Source organism: Aestuariispira insulae (assembly GCF_003385955.1).
In the GTDB taxonomy this organism is placed as follows: Bacteria; Pseudomonadota; Alphaproteobacteria; order UBA8366; family Aestuariispiraceae; genus Aestuariispira; species Aestuariispira insulae.
In genome coordinates this window covers 79,643-96,470 of the sequence record NZ_QRDW01000012.1, presented here as the reverse complement: position 1 = coordinate 96,470, position 16,828 = coordinate 79,643, and the positions used below count along the sequence as shown (strand labels likewise).

Genomic DNA, 16,828 nt, shown 5'->3' with positions numbered 1-16,828 from the left:
GCCTTCCATCGAGCGGCGGGTCCGGTGCCTGCAAGCGTTGTTCTCCCTCGACACTGTTGCGACGCAGCATTAAGATGCCGCGTCGCATATATCAGCGAACCGAATAACCGCCAGAGGGTGAGAGGGAGAAATCATGACATTCAAGCGGGTAGGAATTGTCGGTGCCGGCACCATGGGATCCGGCATTGCAACCAGTCTGGCTCAGCAGGGCGTGGAAGTATATCTGGTGGATACCACCGAGGAATCCGTTGATCGTGGCCTGGCTGCGGCATCGAAGTTTTACGCACGCGCCGTGGAAAAGGCGAAAATGAGCGAAGCGGATGCCGATGCCGCCAACGCGCGCCTGTCCGGCAGCACGGATCTGGCGGCTGTTGCCGATTGTGATCTGGTCATAGAAGCGATCTTTGAGGAATTCGACGTGAAGGCGGAGTTTTTTGGCCGCTTGAACGCGGTTGTGTCCGCAGATGCCGTGATTGCCACCAACACATCCGCCCTGCGCGTATCCGATTTGGCGGAAACGGTGGATAATCCGAGCCGGTTCCTGGGGCTGCATTATTTCAATCCGGCGGCAATCAACCCGATTGTCGAGGTTGTGCGTGGTGATAAGACCGATCCGGCCATCTTTGACCAGGCCATGGAGTTTTGCCGCAACACCGCGAAAAAGCCGATTGCCTGCAAGGACAGTTTCGGTTTTGCCATCAACCGTTTCTTTGTGCCTTATGGCAATGAGGCGGTGCGTCTGCTGGACGAAGGTTTGGGCACGGCGGCTCAGATCGATCGTGTTGCCCAGGAATGCATGGATGTGGCGGCCGGGCCCTTTGTGGTCATGAACCTGGTCAAACCGAAGATTATGTTCCATGCCCAGCGCAATCTTGGGCCCCATGGTGAATTTTATGGAATCTCCAAAACGCTGAGTGAGCGCGGCGACAGCGATTACACGTTTGAAATTGAAGAGGATGCGACCGGTAATGCTGCGAATGATGCGGTGATTGCCGATCGTCTGCGTGCCGCCACTTTCTTCCCGGTTCTGCAATCCATTGATGAGGATGTGGCGTCTGCTGCCGATATCGATATGGGGGCGTCCCTGGCACTGCGTTTTGGCAAGGCGCCCTGCGCCCTGATGGATGAGTTGGGCCAGACCGAGGTGGAGCGTATCTTGCGCCCGTTGACGGAAAAATACGGCCACGCCATGCCGGCCAGCCTGGCCAAAGTCGGATCGCTCTGCAGCTGATTTGGCTGACGCACAGTATCCTAATATTTCTGCCGATCGCCCGCACGGAACCCCGTGTGGGCGATTCGCTTTTTGATCTTTCAACTGCTATAGTAGATAGCAGACGTAAGAATTACGTCCGGGGACAGAAGCGCCCCTTGAGGAGAGACCGGCAGAAACGCCGGATAAAAAGGCAGAAGTCAAATGGCCGTCGAGACATCCAGTCTGACGCTGTTTTCGCAAGGCAATGTGTTTTCCACATTGGCCGGCAGCGGATTGCGTCAATCCGGGCTATCAGCAATTGCGCGCGGGCTCCGGGTCGCGTTGGACCCCATGGCACCGCTGGGGCTGCTGAATCAGCCTGTGGAACGCCGCGGGTTCAGTGCTGATACCCCCGCCCTTTTCTATCATCCCAACAATCTGAGTTTGCAGAATTTCCTGCTGTTGGCCGAGCTGAATACCGGTTTGGATGGTGGCTTTGGGGATCCGGATGCAGCGTTTAGCAACGCCATGTTCACGCTTCAGGAATTTGCCTCGATCGACCGGCTACCTTTCCTGCTGAATGATGCGGAAAGAATTTTGATGTCTGCGCCTTTTAATACCGCTGTCCAGATCACCCTGACCGCGGAAGCGCTTCTGGAATTGCAGGCCCAGGCGGAGGCGGAAGAAGCCGCGGCAGAGGCTGAGGAAGCGGCAAATGACGTTGACCCACGGGTATCGGACTTTACCAAACGGGATTCGGAAACAGCCGTTTTTGGCAGCACCTATTCATCGGTGGCCACTGATGCCAGCCTGAACGGCCAGTTTGTGCGCTCAGTTGGGATCCGGACGGATCGGGAAATCCTGCTCTCTGATCTGATTGAAAGATCCACAACCGGTGCGGCGACCCATTATGCGGTTTCCGTGCGATCTGCGCTGGGTGACAGTTCCAACGGATCGCTGTTGGACAATACCATGACCGAGGTTGGAGACACGGTGGTGCTGACCGCAGCCGAGCTTTCGACTTATTATTACAAAGCCTCATCGGAAGCGGGCCTGGATCACATTTCGATCATTGAACTGACCGACCCGGGCGGGGATGGCACCTATGATGGGCGCGGCACTTATCAAACTATCGCTGTTGCGACCGGGGAAGAGGAAAACCGCCAGACCGATCGAGGCAATCTCACCGGCTATTCGGAGGAATATATCGACCTGACCTTCCTGGCGGAAACCGGCGGTGCGGTGGAGGAGGTCCGGCTGGAATTCAGCGGGATCAATTCCCTTGGCATCACCGATGCTTTGGATGCGATCAACCAGGGCAAGATTATGCTGCGCGTGAATGAAACCCTGCCCGATGGCACGGTGAACGAGGCGGTGGTGGATCTTTATGTGTCCGACACCAATACCATAGTCGCACGTTTTTATGGTGGTTTTGCCGAGGATGGTTTTGAATCCAAAGGGATCAATGTGGAAATCCGGCAACTTGACACCAGTTTCGATATCTCCACTTTGGAAGTGACAGCGAAAGTCTCTTAGAGAGGGATTCGTGCGTTTCCGCTTCTGTGGTCGTGACCGGCCAGGCTACATCGGGTAAGGTGCTCACCCTGTTGCGAGTTTGATCGGGTATCAGCCATGACGGCCCTTATGCGCTTATTTCTTTTCCTTCTCTTTGGTTTTTTCCCGGCATCCTCTGTGTTGGCCGGCAATTCTGCGGACGGTCTGACCAAGGGCCGTGATGTGGTGGATGCCAGGCATTACCCTTTTAGCGCGGTCGGACGGGTTCAATGGGCGGGAATCCGCGACAGGGCCCATTGCACGGGGGCTCTGATCGGGGAAAGGATTGTTCTGACCGCAGCCCATTGCCTGTTCAGCATGCGGACAAAAAAATGGATCCGGCCGGGCTTGGTGCATTTTGTGGCTGGCTATCATAAAGGAGAGCCATTGGCCCATTCTGTTGCGGTACGTTATTTGAAACATCCGGGATTTGATCTGACAAAAGGGCTGACGAGACAAAATCTGGAAACCGACTGGGCGCTGATCGAGTTGGAAAAGCCGATCGGCCGTCAGGTGGGGTATCTGGGCTGGCAGGTGGCTGATGGCAATGCAATTGCGCGCCATTTGCAGGAAGGGTGGAAAATCATGCTGACCGGTTATCCGAAAGACCGCAGCCATGTGATCTCCATCGACCAGGGGTGCAGTGCGGCGATGAAGCAAAAGCTGATCGAACATAATTGTTTCACCACCCATGGGGATTCCGGCGGACCGCTGATGCTGACCCGTGATGAGACATTCAAGGTGATCGGGCTGAACAGCAGCAATATTAAGAGTGGCGCAATCGGCCGGGCGGTACCCATGATTTCTTTTCAGGCGGCTCTGAAAGAACTGGGCCTGACGGGAAAACGATCGGATGGGCAGGCACCTACAGAGCCGGTCGCCCAGAATGAGACCGCGACACAATGATACGGGATAAAACGGATCTCCAGCCCGCCAGCCTGACCTGGCGGCCCGGTAATATGCCGGAGTCAAATGCGTTCGGGGATATCTATTTCAATCCGGAAGCCGGCCTGGGAGAGACCCGCTATGTGTTCCTGGAAGGGATTGGCGCACCGGCGGTTTGGCAGGAAGCGATGGATTTTTCCATCGGTGAAACCGGGTTCGGCACAGGCCTGAATTTCCTGGCGACCTGGCATCTGTGGCGGGAAACAGCGCGGCAAGGAGCGCGCTTGAACTATGTTTCTGTGGAGGGGTTCCCGCTTGCCAAGGCGGATCTGGCCAAGGCTTTGGCTGTCTGGCCGGAACTGGCACTGGAAGCGGCGGACCTGATTGAGGCCTATCCTCCCCTACATCCGGGTTTTCACCGGATCGAGCTGGATGGCGGGCGGGTATCTCTAACATTGCTGTTTGGTGATGTGGTGGCCATGCTGGACCAACTGTCCGGACCGGTTGACGCCTGGTTTCTGGACGGTTTTGCCCCCTCCAAGAACCCTGATATGTGGCAGCCGGCGGTCTATGCGCAATTGGCCAGGCTTTCTAAACCCGGGGCTGGATTGGCGACCTTCACGGCGGCTGGTCATGTGCGCCGGGGATTGGCGGATGCCGGTTTTGGCATGGCAAAAATGCCGGGTTTTGGCCGCAAGCGGGAATGTTTGCGTGGGCGTCTCGTCGAACCAACAGCAAATTGGAATGGTCGTCCCTGGTTTGCCCCGCCCATCCCCCTGCCAAAGGGCGCGTCAGTTGCGGTGATTGGTGCCGGGATTGCGGGCGTTTCCGTGGCTCAGGCCCTTCAACAGGCCGGCTATGACTGTGCCATTTATGAGCGCGCGGACCGTGCTGCCACCGTCGGGTCGGGTAATCATACCGGTTTGGTGCAGCCGCGTCTTACCGCGGCCAACAGCCCGGAAGGCCGGTTCAATGCAGCAAGCTTTCTGTTTGCCATCCGCCACTATGACCGTTTGGACCGGACCGACCCGGTTTGGCTGCCGCAGCGCGGTGTCATGCAACTGGCCAGGGCGCGCGAGGATGTGGATCGGTTCAACCGTTTGATTGCGGAAAAAAGACTGCCCGTTGATCAAATGATGTTGTTGTCACCGGAACAGGCCTCTGAAAAAGCGGGCATCCCGATTGATAGGGAAGCGCTTTATTTCCCAAAGGCGGGAGCCCTGAAACCGCGCGCGCTTGTGCCCGGCCTGATTGGGGGATGTCCGGTCCATTATGGCAGGACGATCGAGCGGCTGCAGCGGGAAGGAACGCACTGGCATTTGTTGGATGCGGCGGAAAATATGATTGCGCAAGCCGACGCCGTGGTGATTGCCTGCGGTGCTTTCATGCGCGGTCTCTGGCCGATGGCGGATATGCCGCTTCATGCCAATCGCGGACAGGTCGCGCATGTGAAGGCCAGTACACTTTCCGCGCAGTTGAAGACCGGCCTTTCCTGCGGCGGCTATATCTGTCCGCCGGTGGAGATAGATGGCGAGGTCGCCCATGTCACCGGGGCGAGTTATGGCAACTGGCGCGATGACCCTGCAGCTGAGAGCTGGCGGGATCTCGATCCGGAAGATGAACAGATGAACCTGGACGGGTTAGGGAAAATTGTTCCCAACTTGGGAGATTTGCAGCCGCTGTCCGGCATGCCTGGCCGCGCGGGGCTACGGGCGACGATACCCGACCATATGCCGGTTATGGGGCCATTGCCGGATGAAGGTTACTTTGACCAAAATTACGGTGATCTGCATCACGGCAAACCGGCGCGGCTCTATCCGGCGGCGCAATATCATCCGGGACTCTATTGCCTGACCGGCCTGGCCAGCCGGGGCTTGCAGACGGCACCGTTCCTGGCCTCGGCGCTGGTCGACCTGATGGTGGGCCGGCCCTGTGGCCTGACCCGGGATTTCCTGGAGGCGGTTCATCCGGCGCGATTCCAGATACGCCGGTTGCAGCGGCGCAAAAGGCGCTATAGTTAGGGACTTTCCGGGCTCGGTGAATAAGGATAGTCTCGGACCAGGATTGGAGAGAAGGATAAGGGGTTCAATGTCGGCTGATCGGGAAATTTCTGTGCGTGTCACAGGGCTGGTGAAGCGTTTCCATGACCATGTGGTGCTGGATGGTGTGGATCTGGAGGTGCCGCGCGGTTCTTCGCTGGCGTTGATCGGGCCATCCGCCTGCGGCAAGACGGTCTTGCTGAAATGTTTGCTGGGCCTGTATCACGCCGACGGCGGTTCCATTGAAATTGACGGCCAGGATGTGACGCGGCTTTCGCGGGCCGACCAGGATGAGATGATGAAACGGATCGGGGTGTTGTTCCAGCAGAACGCGCTGTTTGATTCCATGCCGATTTGGGAGAATATCTGTTTCCGCTTGTTGAGTGAAAAACAGCTGACGCGAAGGGCGGCAAAGGATCGTGCGGTGGAATTGCTGGCGCAGGTCGGCATGGGGCCGGAGGTTGCGGATCTGTTTCCTGCTGATCTGTCAGGCGGTATGCAAAAGAGGGTCGGGCTTGCCCGGGCCATCGCAGGTAATCCGGAAATTTTGATCCTGGATGATCCGACCGCCGGTCTGGATCCGATCCTGGCCCATGCCATTGACCGTTTGGTTGACAATCTGGTGGCACAAAACCAGGTGACGGCAATCGCAATCACCGGTGAAATGAACAATATCCGAGACAGATATCGCCGGGTTGCCCTGTTGCATGATCAAAAGATTCAGTGGCAGGGCCGAACGACGGAAATTGACGACAGCCATCATGCTGCGTTGATGCAGATGGTTGAAGGCGAGGCCGAAGGGCCGATCCAGATGCTGGTAGAGGCCTGATCCCAGCACGGGAAATAGACCAATTGAAGAATGATGCAGTTCCCGGTTTATATCCGGGAACTGCATGTCATCATTCAGTTTCCGTGCGACTGACGGATCTTTTTGTCTGTTTCATACTGGCTTAAGGCATAAACAGACCAGATCGCTGCCGGAATCCAGCCAATGAGGGTCAACTGCAGGATCAGGCAGATAATGCCCGAGAAGGGCCGGCCGATCGTGAAGAATTGCAGCCAGGGAAGAAGAAGGGCGAGGATCAGTCGCATGGGTTGGCTCCTTTGAAGTCGCGGGTTTTATTTGCGGCGGGTTTTGTTCTGGATGAAATTGACCAAAACCACCAAACCCCAGATTGGCAGAACAATCAATGCACCGGTCACTATGTAATCGGACGCCCAATTGAGTGCTTTCTGGCCGGCACGGTAGATCGATGCAATGGTTTCACCAAAATTGTCAAACACGTCTTTAGGGGTGATTTCCAGCCAATTGATGAGCAGGCCGACAACCAGCGAGGCGACCAGAAGCTTGATGACTGTGCCGATGACGTTGCGGTTGTTGGATTCGCTGTTGGACATGGGATACCTGAATTGCTGCAGAAACGAAAAAGGGGAGCTGTATCCAGCCCCCCTTTTTGTTTAGCAGTTTTGCTTATTTGATGAAAAGGAAATCAACGCGGCGGTTCTGCGGTTCCTTCACACCATCATCGGTCGCTACGGCAGGTTGTTTTTCGCCATAGGATCGGGTGTCGATGCTGTTGGCCGGTACGCCTTTGGCAACCAAGGCCGCCTTGACAGCTGCCAGGCGGCGTTCGGCCAGCTTGGCGTTATAGTCATCCGCGCCGGATTTGTCGGCATGGCCGGACAGAACGATCCGGGAGACGCCCATGTTTTTGAAGACGTCAGCAGCTTCGGCAATGATGTAGTTGGAAGCACCCATCAGTTCGGAACTGTTGAAGGCAAAGAAGACCGTGATATCGGTCGGCAGTTCTTCAGGCTCTTCCATCGGAGCCGGCTCTGCCATCGGTTTCGGTGCCATGATTTCGTCCAGGCGGTCCATGGCCGCCAGGAAGGCGCCACGGCAGTTATCGATATCTTCCGGCTGGCGGTTTTCTTCCTGTTCCTGCATCCAGCAGTCGAACATCACCTGTGCATGGGCGGCGGTTTTCGGCGCTTTGGTCCGTGCGCCATCGTCCAGTGCTGCCATCAGGCGGGCGCGGGCATCGGTCAACTCACCAACTTTATCACCCGGCAGGTTGCGTGCGGCAATCTCTTCCGGGTTCGGAATGTTTCCAGCAGTTGCCATGGCCGCACGGTCGGTGAAGTTGCTGCCGTCCATCCAGTCATATTCCGCCCGTTCCCATTCGGCGAGCTCGATATAGCCGGCATGGAGTGAGCGGGCAAAGGAATCACCGGCGGGCGGGTTTTCTTTGACGCTTTCGAAAGTATTGGCACAACCGGCAAGCAACATGGCGGTCAGTGTAATGGCGGGAACGCTGAATTTAACGGTCACGGTAACCACTCCTCGTTAATTAATTAGAATTGGAGCCGATGCTGTGATGATGGTCAGTTGATTTCTCCCCCAATCGCATCCCCAAGCTGCGGCGTCATGCCCCTCTTTACCCAGTAGATCCACCTGTTCGAGTAGATTACTAAAATTGTATCCTCCACAGAATGCCAGATAAATCATGTGTTTGGCAACAGAGTCTATGTGACCAAACCATGAAATCATGTTCGGATTAAGGCAGTAGGATCATTCGGGTCTATCCGGATAAAAAGCGGCCAGTTCATCGGCGTGGGCCAGCAGCAGATCCGTGAGGTCGGGATCAAATTGTTTGCCGCGCTGTTGCCGGAAATAGTTTTTAATTTCGTCGATATTCCAGTTTTTCTTGTAAACCCTAGGACAGAGTAATGCGTCAAATACATCGGCAATCGCGGTCAGGCGGGCATAGATATGGATATTGTCCCCATGTTTGCCCGCCGGATAGCCATGGCCGTCCCAGCGTTCGTGGTGGTCACGGGCAATCAGTGCCGCAGCGCGCAAGGTATCCTGTTTCGATTGGGACAAAATGCCGTATCCGACCTCTGGATGTTTCCGGATCGCAATGCGTTCTTCTTCCGTCAGATCACCCGGTTTGTTGATGATCTCCTCCGGTACGGTCAGCATGCCGATATCATGCAGTGGGGCCGCCCGTGCCAGGATCTCCACGGTTTGTTCGCCCAGATCCAGTTTTTTAGCGAGAAAACGTACCACGTCGGCGATGCGCGACATATCGCCGGATTTTGAGGCGCGGCCTTCAATCATGGTGCCAAGGCTGGTCACCATGGTGCGCTCATTCTCTTCAATCTGGCGCAACAGATACAGGTTTTCAAAAGCAACACCGATATTGCGACCAAAAACCTCAATCAAATGCTCATTCACCTCCTCGACATTTTCTAGGCCGCTGAGATAGAGCAGATTTTTACCGCCGGTATGGGTCGGGTAAATGCCGACATAATATTTGTCAGTCAGGACGTTTTTACCCTGTTTCATATAGTGGATCAGCATGGAAACCTGGTCCGGCTCCATCACTTCGCGCAACTTACAGCCGACACAATCGGAAAATTTTCCGGTTCCCGCTTGGATGATGATTTCATCGCCTCTGGTGGAGAGGGCCAGTCCATCCTCAATCCCGTAGACCGCGCCTTCGTTCAGATGCAGCAGGGCCGATAGCTGCTCCAGTGCGCCTCTTGTGAATTTCTGCAGCGACTGCAGTTCAAACAGTGTGGCCGAGGCATCAATGATTTTTTCCAGCCCCTGGCGGTTTCTGTCAATTGCCATGATATCCCTGTAGGACCGCAGGGTCGAATACATCAATGTGAAGAGCTTCCGGGAGGTGAGCTCCGTCTTTTCCTTGTAATCGTTGATATCGTAATTGGCGATGACTTCGGTTTCCGGGGCCTGCCCCGGTTGGCCGGTGCGCAAAATGATCCGGATGAAATGGTTTTTCAAATCTTCCCGAATCCATTTCGCCAGTTCCAGGCCGGCATGGTCGGTTTCCATGACCACATCAAGAAGCACCATGGCCAGATCTTTGTGCTGATTAAGGATCTCCTTGGCCTCGATGGCGCTTTCAGCATTGAAGAACTGTAGCGGGCGGCCCGCAAAAGTAAAGCTGTCGAGGGCGAGTTTGGTGACCCGGTGCACCTCCGGTTCGTCATCCACCACGAGGATTTTCCAGCTTTGCGCGGATTTCGACACCGGATGCATTTCATCCGCTTCATCCTCCGCGAAATATAGGAAATCGTCGTCAGTCATGCCAGCCTCTGTATCCATATCTGGGATAGTAAGGGAGAGGTGTTAAGGAATCGTAACCCGTTCTCCTTTCCTCCAACAGTTATAGCAGGTTGGCCTTATTGGCCTAACTGATTGATGATCTGATCGTAATCGCTGGACAGGAGGCTGCCGAGCCCCTCGCAAAGCGCCAGGGCTTGCTGGTGATCCTTCTCCAGGCAGGAAAGCTCAATTTTCCGCGCCCGATCTGCCAAACTGGCCAGACCGAAAGAGGCCGCCGCGGACTTCAGACGATGGGCGTTGGCCTCCAACGCGCCGAAATTCTTCTGGCGGCGGTTCTTTTCCATATCCTGCAACTGTTTCAAGGCATCATTCCGGACATCTTGCAGCATGGTCATGACCTCGTCAGCTCCCAGCTGCACCACCAGTTCCTCAAGGGCGGTTGTATCGTTTACGGTTTCGTCTGCATCGGTTCCGTTTTTGCGTCCACTGGTCCAGCGATGGACCATGGCGCGCAACTCTGCCGGCTTTACAGGTTTGGTCAGGAAATCATCCATGCCCGCGTCGATGCATTTCGGTTTGAAATTGTCCATCACATTGGCTGTCATTGCGACGATAGGGATATGTTGTCCGGTTGCTTCGCTCTCGCGGATCAGTCTCGTCGCAGTCAACCCGTCCATTTCCGGCATTTGCGCATCCATCAAAACCAGATCAAAGGGTAGGCTTTGCACGGCTTTCAACGCTTCCAACCCGTTGTCCGCCAAGCTTACCTTATAGCCGGCCTTTTCCAGCAGCAGACGGGCGACAGCCTGATTGCTGACACTGTCTTCGGCAACAAGAACATGAATGCCTTTGTCGGCTTCGGGGTTGGCGGGTTTGATCTCTGGCAGGCTGACCGGATCAGCTGCTGGAGCCTTTTTTTGAGACTGTGGTCCTTCCAGATACAGATCGGCAACGGCCTGCCGAAGGGTGAGCGGCCCGCAGGGCAGTGGCACGACCCGGTCAATCACGTCATCGGCCTGTTCAAAGCTCGGAACGGAGTGCGAAGCCAGGGTCTTAACCCCCTGGGCATGCCAAGAAACAATCATTTGGTGGAGTTCCGGCTGTTCCAGTGAGGCATTGTCCACCAGTATCATATCGGGCAACTCATTGAGCGAATCGGCAGAGTGAACCGGCATGGGATGGATCCGGCAGCCCATGTCCGACAGCTGGCGTGCGAGCAATTCAGCGACCATGAATTGTTGATCCAGAACCAGGATCGACTTGCCCAGTCCGGGCCAGGAATCCGGTTGCCTGATTTCGACCTCGCAGGCGGACAGCGGCAGGGTGAACCAGAATTCACTGCCTTTGCCCAAATGGCTGTCCACACCGATCTGGCCATCCATCAGATTGCAAAGCCGCCTGGAGATGGCCAGGCCAAGGCCGGTTCCGCCGAATTCACGGCTATCGGAAACATCGATTTGGGAAAATTTCTGAAACAGTTTATGCCTGTTTTCCGGTCGGATGCCGATTCCTGTATCATGAATCGCAAAGCGCAGACGCAGCCTGTCAGGATTTTCCGCCAACTCCGGCAGGGTGGTGACCATGACGGTTACCGATCCGGATTTGGTGAATTTAATGGCATTGCCCACCAGGTTGAGCAGGATCTGGCGAATGCGTCCTGCATCGCCCTTTAAAAATGCGGGAATGCCTGGATCGACATAATAAGCGAGGCCCAATTTCTTTTCCGCCGCTTTCGGGATCATCAGCTCCAAGGTGCTTTCGATGGTTTCAAGCACACTGAATGGTACCGGGGCCAAGGTCAGCTTGCCCGCTTCGATCTTGGAGATATCCAGTATATCGTTGATGATATTCATCAAGGCTTCCGCGGAATGGGTGATGGTTTTAGCCAAATAACGCTGGCGGCTGTCCAAGTCCATATCCTGCAGCAGACTGGCCATGCCGATCACCCCATTCATGGGAGTTCTGATCTCATGGCTCATGATCGCCAGAAAATCCGATTTGGCCTGGTTGGCCTCTTCTGCACGATGGCGCAATCTTTCCGCCAGGCTATTGGACTGTATCAGTTTGCGCCGGACAAAAAGCTGCTGGATAAGCAGTAAGCTCATCCCGCCCAGGGAGCCGAAAATCAGCTTTTTCAAGAAAGAAAAATCTTCCGTCAACAGCCGCCTTTCATCAACCATGCGTTCCATATGGCCCTGATTCACGGCCAGCACGAACCGGTTAACCAGGGAATCGAGATTTTGCAGTTTGCGTTCAATAACAAAGCCGACTTCCAACTTTCCGGCCTGAACTTGCGGCACCAGAGGTTCAATCTCGTTGAGCTGGGTCTGGATCTGGTGGAACAGTTCCCGGGCCCGGACAATTTTTTGAATATCCGCGCCGATCTCTCCGGATGTGAGGATCGGCATGCGGCTTATCAGAACATCAAATGGCTGTTGGATGCCGACAGTCCCCAATTCACCTGTATCCATGATATCGTCCAAATTGATCCGGAATCGGTAGAGTTCGGTCTGCAGTTGGACCGAAGCCCACAATGTGCTTTCGCTGGCGCTGAATGTCCGTGTCTTCGAATCTCGCTCTAGGACAATCACCATCCAAATGGCGCTCAGAAACAGAATGCCCAATGCAAATGTGAACAGCATGGTGATGCTTGACCCGACCAGGGGCCTGCGTAAGGGCCGGATCAATCGTTTTATTGAGTTTACAATTGTGTCATGCCCCATGCTTTGATCGCCTGTATCAGGATTTCCGGGCACGGGACAGGAAAAGGAAAACAGCCAAAAGGACAATTGCAGCCGCGACAGCCGCGAGCAGGATGGTTTCCATGTTCCACCAGTGTTTTTCGTTATGGAGAATGGCACCATCCCCAAAGAACCGCATGCTGTTAACCTGCCATACAGAACGGGCAAAATAGGTTTCGTTCCGAAGGTTTTCGTCACGATCAAAGGGATAGATGATGAAAACAGGTCCTTTGTCCCGAACGGACAGATAATTGCCATTGGCCTTAAGTGCCAGAATGACGTCGTGGTCCAGGAAGTCCGCCACGGGAGTGTCGGCCTGATATTGATTGAGTGCCCCGACGGTTGCCATGCGCCCGGCCACACCGAGATGGGCCATGAGATCACGGACCAGCACGCCTTCAAACTTCACACGGCCCTGATGCCAGGGCGTGGTTGTGACAATGGTGGTGAGCCCGATCGATTCCAGCAAGGCAAGATCCAGTAAGGCTTGATGGCCATCGGTTGTTTGTTGCAGGTTGCCGGTCACGGTCAAGATCACCGGACCCTCCGCCGCAGGCAATATATGGTCCGCATAGGCGCTGGGTACTGATGACAGCAACAGTAGGCCCCATAGCAGAAACAAGGCGGTTTTGTTTTTCCTGAATATCTCGGTTTTCATTCTGACCTGCGGGGTTGGCGTATCAGGCATGCTGAGAGTAAAGGATAACGGTTAATCAAAATATAATACTAATGATGCCGGTTGTTAGTCACCCGATCTGGTGGGCAAGGCCGGCCAAGCCAAGGCAGATTTCCGCATAGTCCGGTTCTGTTTCCGGTGTGATCAATCCGTGCCGGATGAAAAAATCGATCAAACAGAGGTTGCAGTTATACTTGAATGCCGCACTTTCCCGGACGATGGACATGACTTCCGGTGCCGGCATCAGCATGAATTCCGCAACCTCGCCATCCATATTGACCGGTGTGAAATCCTCGGGCAACTCCAGGTCAAAGCAGAACATCTGATCCGGTTTCAGGCCGGTGTCAACTTCGTGGCAATAAGCCAGCAGACCTGTCGGGCGGATTTGTTTGGCCAAGTCATCGGGAATGCTGGCCTCTTCCTCACATTCCTTGATCATATTTTCCAATGGGCTGAGCCCCAGTGGCTGACCACCGGCTACCATATTGTCCAGCATGCCGGGATAGTTCGGCTTGTTGGCGGAACGCCTTGCGATCCATAGGTACAAGCCGTCGGGACGTTTCACAAAGCCGGTCATGTGCACACCCCAGGACCGGATGCCGAGGAACGGGCAGGCGGCCCGTTCCACTGCGGCCAGTGCAGGGTTGGAAAACCGATCGGTTACGGGATAAAGTTCTTCCCGCCAACCGGGAATTTCACCCATCGCCTCCAATTGGCCGGTCGCCTGTGCCAGAGCGGCCGAGCGGCCCTCAAAACCGCCGCAATCCGGCAGTTGGACCTCACTCTCCCTGATCAGAAAGGCATCCGGCCAGCCTTGAAGAAGATCCAGCCGGTCCCTGCGGATCCATCCCAGCGTCCGGTGCTCCGCCCGATAGGGTAGGTAACGGGATAGATCCGCATTGTTCGCGTGCCGGATGTGATCAAGGAAACTCATGAGGGCTCAGCCGGTTACCTTTTCGCTGACCAGGACGGATTGGATGCCGAAAATCTGGTTCAGGCTGCGTCCGATGGTGGTGGCGGTGTCCAGGTCCATATCCGCCATTTGCAGATCGATCTGAAGCAGGCCGTTATCGTCCCGGTCCCGGGTCACATGGACCTGGGCCGGAACCAGGCCGCGTTTGGCAAAGGGTTCCAGCACACGCGGCAGGCTGCCGGGATCGCTTTTCGCATGCACGGAAAAGCAGGCCACAGGAGCGGGCAGTCCCTGAGGAGTGCCGGGATGAGATGAAAAAGAAGTATTAGAAGCAGTCACGGTCGTTTCCTTCACAAGCCGAATAATATTGGTCAAAGCAATTTGCCCGGTCCCCACGGGGAGCCGGGTTGCTAATTCGACCAATAATCCGAATTGCGAAGGCGTGTTTCATGGCGATTACGTTAACGGGCAGGAATGTTGCTGGCAACCCTTTAATCAGCGGACATCAAACAGGAACAAGATCACCGACAAAGTAACAATCGACAGGCCGGTGGAGAGGAAAATGGAGGTTGTGGCAATCGCCTGGCCGGTTTTGTATTTCTCGGCAAAGATATAGGTCATCACGCCCGTCGGCTGGGCTGCCATCATCACGGCGACCATCATCCAAAGCGGTTCAATGTCAAAGATCCGTGTCGCCAGCATGTAGACGATCAAGGGCATGACGATTGTCTTTGCGCTGATCATCACCGCCGACTGACCGAGCCGCCCGGCAATGCCGTACCGGGTCAGGCTGGCCCCCAGGCTGAAGAGCGCGCAGGGGGTGACCGCCTGCTGCATCAGGGAACAAATGGCATCGACCGGCACCGGCAGGCTGATATTGGTCAGGTTCAGGGCCAAGCCCGCAAAAATACCCAGCAAAAGCGGGTTGGTGAAAACCGATTTGGTCATCTGCCGGACAAGCTCGGCGCGGCTGGATCCGGCCTGTTTCTGGCCAAATTCCAGGAACAGGGTGGTCAGGGTGAAGAAGCAGAGGCCATGGATGGATAAAAGAATGAAAAACGGCAGCGCCGCCTGGTCCCCGAAAGTGGTCATGATCAACGGCAGGCCCAACAGGACATTATTGCCGAAAGCATAGCCCATGCCGCTGATCACCTGTCCGCCCCAGGTGCGGCCGAACAGATAACGCGCCAGCAGGAAACCGGTTAGCGCGATGGCGGCGGCGGCGATGTAAAAGCTGCCGAAGAAGCCCCAGGGTACGGTTTCCGGAAGCTGGGCTGTCGCCAGGGAGCGGAGCAACATCAAAGGCACAGCAAAGTTAAAAACAAAACTGGCCAGTCCGCTTTCCGCCTCGCCTTTGAACCAGCCCAGGCGTGACGCCAGAAAGCCCAGGATCACGACACCAAAGACGGGCAGGACGATTTCAACAACGATTTCCATGGACAGGCAGGCTCACGCGCTGGGAAAGACAGTTGCAAAGCTTAATCCTGCAAACAGGAAGGTTACAATCCGCACGGGCGTCAAAGCACTTGTTCCCATCTTAACGCATTGAGCGCAGCGCTCTGTCAGTAAAGGAACTCTTCAAGAAAAGCCGTGGTTTTCTGATTGATTTCCTGGTGGCTTGCCTGACGGTCGAAACCGGGGCGGTCTTCCGCCAGCTCACCCAGCTCCGCCCGCATGGCTTCCGGAAAAGGCGCAAGGAAGGAAAAATGCTGGGCATTTTCCATGATCCAGAATTCCCGGACCCCCGGAGATAGCTGCGAGACACGGATCGCATGGTATGGCGCGGTCAGGATCTGGTCTTTTTCCGCGGCCATCAACAACATCGGTTTGTCAATTTTCTGAAGATCCGCATCGTTGAACAGGCTGGTATTGGGGGCCATGATCACGGCGGCACGGATGCGCGGATCCGCCAGGCCGTCAATTGGGTCAGGGGCACCAAAATCTTCTTTCACATACTGGCAGAAGGCGTCATCTGTATGCAGTTTGCAATGCAGCCCCATCTGTCCAAGGGACGGTCTTGCCCCCAGCAGGGCCAGGCCGGTGAATCCTCCGGCGGAGAAACCGATAAAACCGATCCTTTGCCCGTCAGCCTGAAACCGCCGATCATGGATTATTTTATCGATCAAGGCCGAGATGCTGCGGGGGCGGCTTTTCAGTAGCAGATCGGTGCCAAGCAAACTTTGATCCTGAAAATTATCGCCTGCATGAAGTGGCGCAGCGACGATGAAACCGGCCTCGGCCAGTGCCTGGCCGGTATCACGGTGGCCAAGCGGACTGCCGGCATTGCCATGGCTGAGCAGGATCAGCGGATGCGGGCCAGAGGCCGCAGGTGCATTTTCCACCACGTCAAGCCTGAATGGGCCGCGTTGCACTGCAGGGCCGGTGGCATGGGTTGGGTACCAGACAAGGGCGCGGACCGGCTTTTGGGTTTCCGGGTCGGTCATGTCGATATTGGCCAATCCCGCGTTGTAATCCTTGGCATGCCCAACTGTCGTCAACATGAGTGTCGCTAAAAGAAGCGCGGTGGACCTGAAAATCTCCCGCATGATAATTATTCCCCCCGTTAACAGTATGAATTCATTTCTATCTGGTGAATTAATCTGGCATTAAAAGCCCAATAAATGACAGTCGTTTTTTAGGGCCAGATTCAGACAAAGGTGCTTGCCAGGGGGGCAACGGGTTTGTTTTCCCCTTGATTACCGTTGTTCCAGGTCTCATCCAGACATGACAAA

15 protein-coding genes are annotated in these 16,828 nt (G+C 55.5%); 5 read left to right on the top strand and 10 right to left on the bottom strand.

The genetic code is table 11. From position 1 onward, the window contains the following. The first annotated feature begins 133 nt into the window (after positions 1–133). The 5 genes from DFP90_RS19735 (at position 134) to DFP90_RS19715 (ending at position 6,499) form a co-directional block, all read left to right on the top strand. The gene (locus DFP90_RS19735) at positions 134–1,231 is read left to right on the top strand and encodes a 3-hydroxyacyl-CoA dehydrogenase family protein (protein ID WP_115938661.1); all 1,098 of its coding nucleotides are present in this window, start codon (positions 134–136) and stop codon (positions 1,229–1,231) included. Positions 1,232–1,414: 183 nt separating this feature from the next. Continuing rightward, positions 1,415–2,728 (top strand): hypothetical protein, encoded by a 1,314-nt coding sequence (locus DFP90_RS19730; RefSeq protein ID WP_115938659.1) that lies wholly within the window; start codon positions 1,415–1,417, stop codon positions 2,726–2,728. A gap of 96 nt (positions 2,729–2,824) precedes the next feature. Then, complete coding sequence (locus DFP90_RS19725; RefSeq protein WP_115938657.1) at positions 2,825–3,652, top strand: trypsin-like serine peptidase; 828 nt, start codon at positions 2,825–2,827, stop codon at positions 3,650–3,652. After that, on the top strand, positions 3,649–5,652 hold the full coding sequence (gene mnmC / locus DFP90_RS19720; RefSeq protein WP_115938655.1) for a bifunctional tRNA (5-methylaminomethyl-2-thiouridine)(34)-methyltransferase MnmC2/FAD-dependent 5-carboxymethylaminomethyl-2-thiouridine(34) oxidoreductase MnmC1: 2,004 nt from the start codon (positions 3,649–3,651) through the stop codon (positions 5,650–5,652). Before DFP90_RS19725 ends, mnmC begins: the two co-directional genes overlap by 4 nt. Positions 5,653–5,719: 67 nt before the next feature. Beyond that, positions 5,720–6,499: an ABC transporter ATP-binding protein gene (locus DFP90_RS19715; RefSeq protein WP_115938653.1), complete on the top strand. Its 780-nt coding sequence runs from the start codon at positions 5,720–5,722 to the stop codon at positions 6,497–6,499. A gap of 74 nt (positions 6,500–6,573) precedes the next feature. Here DFP90_RS19715 and DFP90_RS19710 read toward each other — a convergent pair whose 3' ends face one another. The 10 genes from DFP90_RS19710 to DFP90_RS19665 form a co-directional block, all read right to left on the bottom strand. Continuing rightward, on the bottom strand, positions 6,574–6,762 hold the full coding sequence (locus DFP90_RS19710; RefSeq protein WP_115938651.1) for a YqaE/Pmp3 family membrane protein: 189 nt from the start codon (positions 6,760–6,762) through the stop codon (positions 6,574–6,576). Between the two features lie 27 nt (positions 6,763–6,789). Further along, positions 6,790–7,068 (bottom strand): DUF6460 domain-containing protein, encoded by a 279-nt coding sequence (locus tag DFP90_RS19705; protein WP_115938649.1) that lies wholly within the window; start codon positions 7,066–7,068, stop codon positions 6,790–6,792. 73 nt (positions 7,069–7,141) lie between these two features. Beyond that, on the bottom strand, positions 7,142–8,002 hold the full coding sequence (locus DFP90_RS19700; protein ID WP_115938647.1) for an OmpA family protein: 861 nt from the start codon (positions 8,000–8,002) through the stop codon (positions 7,142–7,144). A 240-nt stretch (positions 8,003–8,242) separates the two neighbouring features. Next, a complete protein-coding gene (locus tag DFP90_RS19695; RefSeq protein ID WP_181905470.1) occupies positions 8,243–9,787 on the bottom strand; it encodes a DUF3369 domain-containing protein in 1,545 nt (514 codons plus the stop codon). Between the two features lie 95 nt (positions 9,788–9,882). Then, a complete protein-coding gene (locus tag DFP90_RS19690; RefSeq protein ID WP_181905469.1) occupies positions 9,883–12,408 on the bottom strand; it encodes a hybrid sensor histidine kinase/response regulator in 2,526 nt (841 codons plus the stop codon). 97 nt (positions 12,409–12,505) lie between these two features. Next, on the bottom strand, positions 12,506–13,105 hold the full coding sequence (locus DFP90_RS19685) for a putative pterin-binding protein (protein ID WP_181905468.1): 600 nt from the start codon (positions 13,103–13,105) through the stop codon (positions 12,506–12,508). 148 nt (positions 13,106–13,253) lie between these two features. Further along, a complete protein-coding gene (locus DFP90_RS19680) occupies positions 13,254–14,117 on the bottom strand; it encodes an NUDIX hydrolase (protein WP_115938638.1) in 864 nt (287 codons plus the stop codon). A 6-nt stretch (positions 14,118–14,123) separates the two neighbouring features. Continuing rightward, positions 14,124–14,435 carry a hypothetical protein gene (locus DFP90_RS19675; RefSeq protein WP_245957127.1) on the bottom strand — a complete coding sequence of 104 codons (312 nt, stop codon included), beginning with the start codon at positions 14,433–14,435 and terminating at the stop codon, positions 14,124–14,126. Positions 14,436–14,591: 156 nt separating this feature from the next. After that, positions 14,592–15,533: an AEC family transporter gene (locus tag DFP90_RS19670; protein WP_115938636.1), complete on the bottom strand. Its 942-nt coding sequence runs from the start codon at positions 15,531–15,533 to the stop codon at positions 14,592–14,594. Positions 15,534–15,658: 125 nt separating this feature from the next. Further along, positions 15,659–16,597: an alpha/beta hydrolase family protein gene (locus tag DFP90_RS19665; RefSeq protein WP_147301070.1), complete on the bottom strand. Its 939-nt coding sequence runs from the start codon at positions 16,595–16,597 to the stop codon at positions 15,659–15,661. Positions 16,598–16,828: the final 231 nt, after the last annotated feature.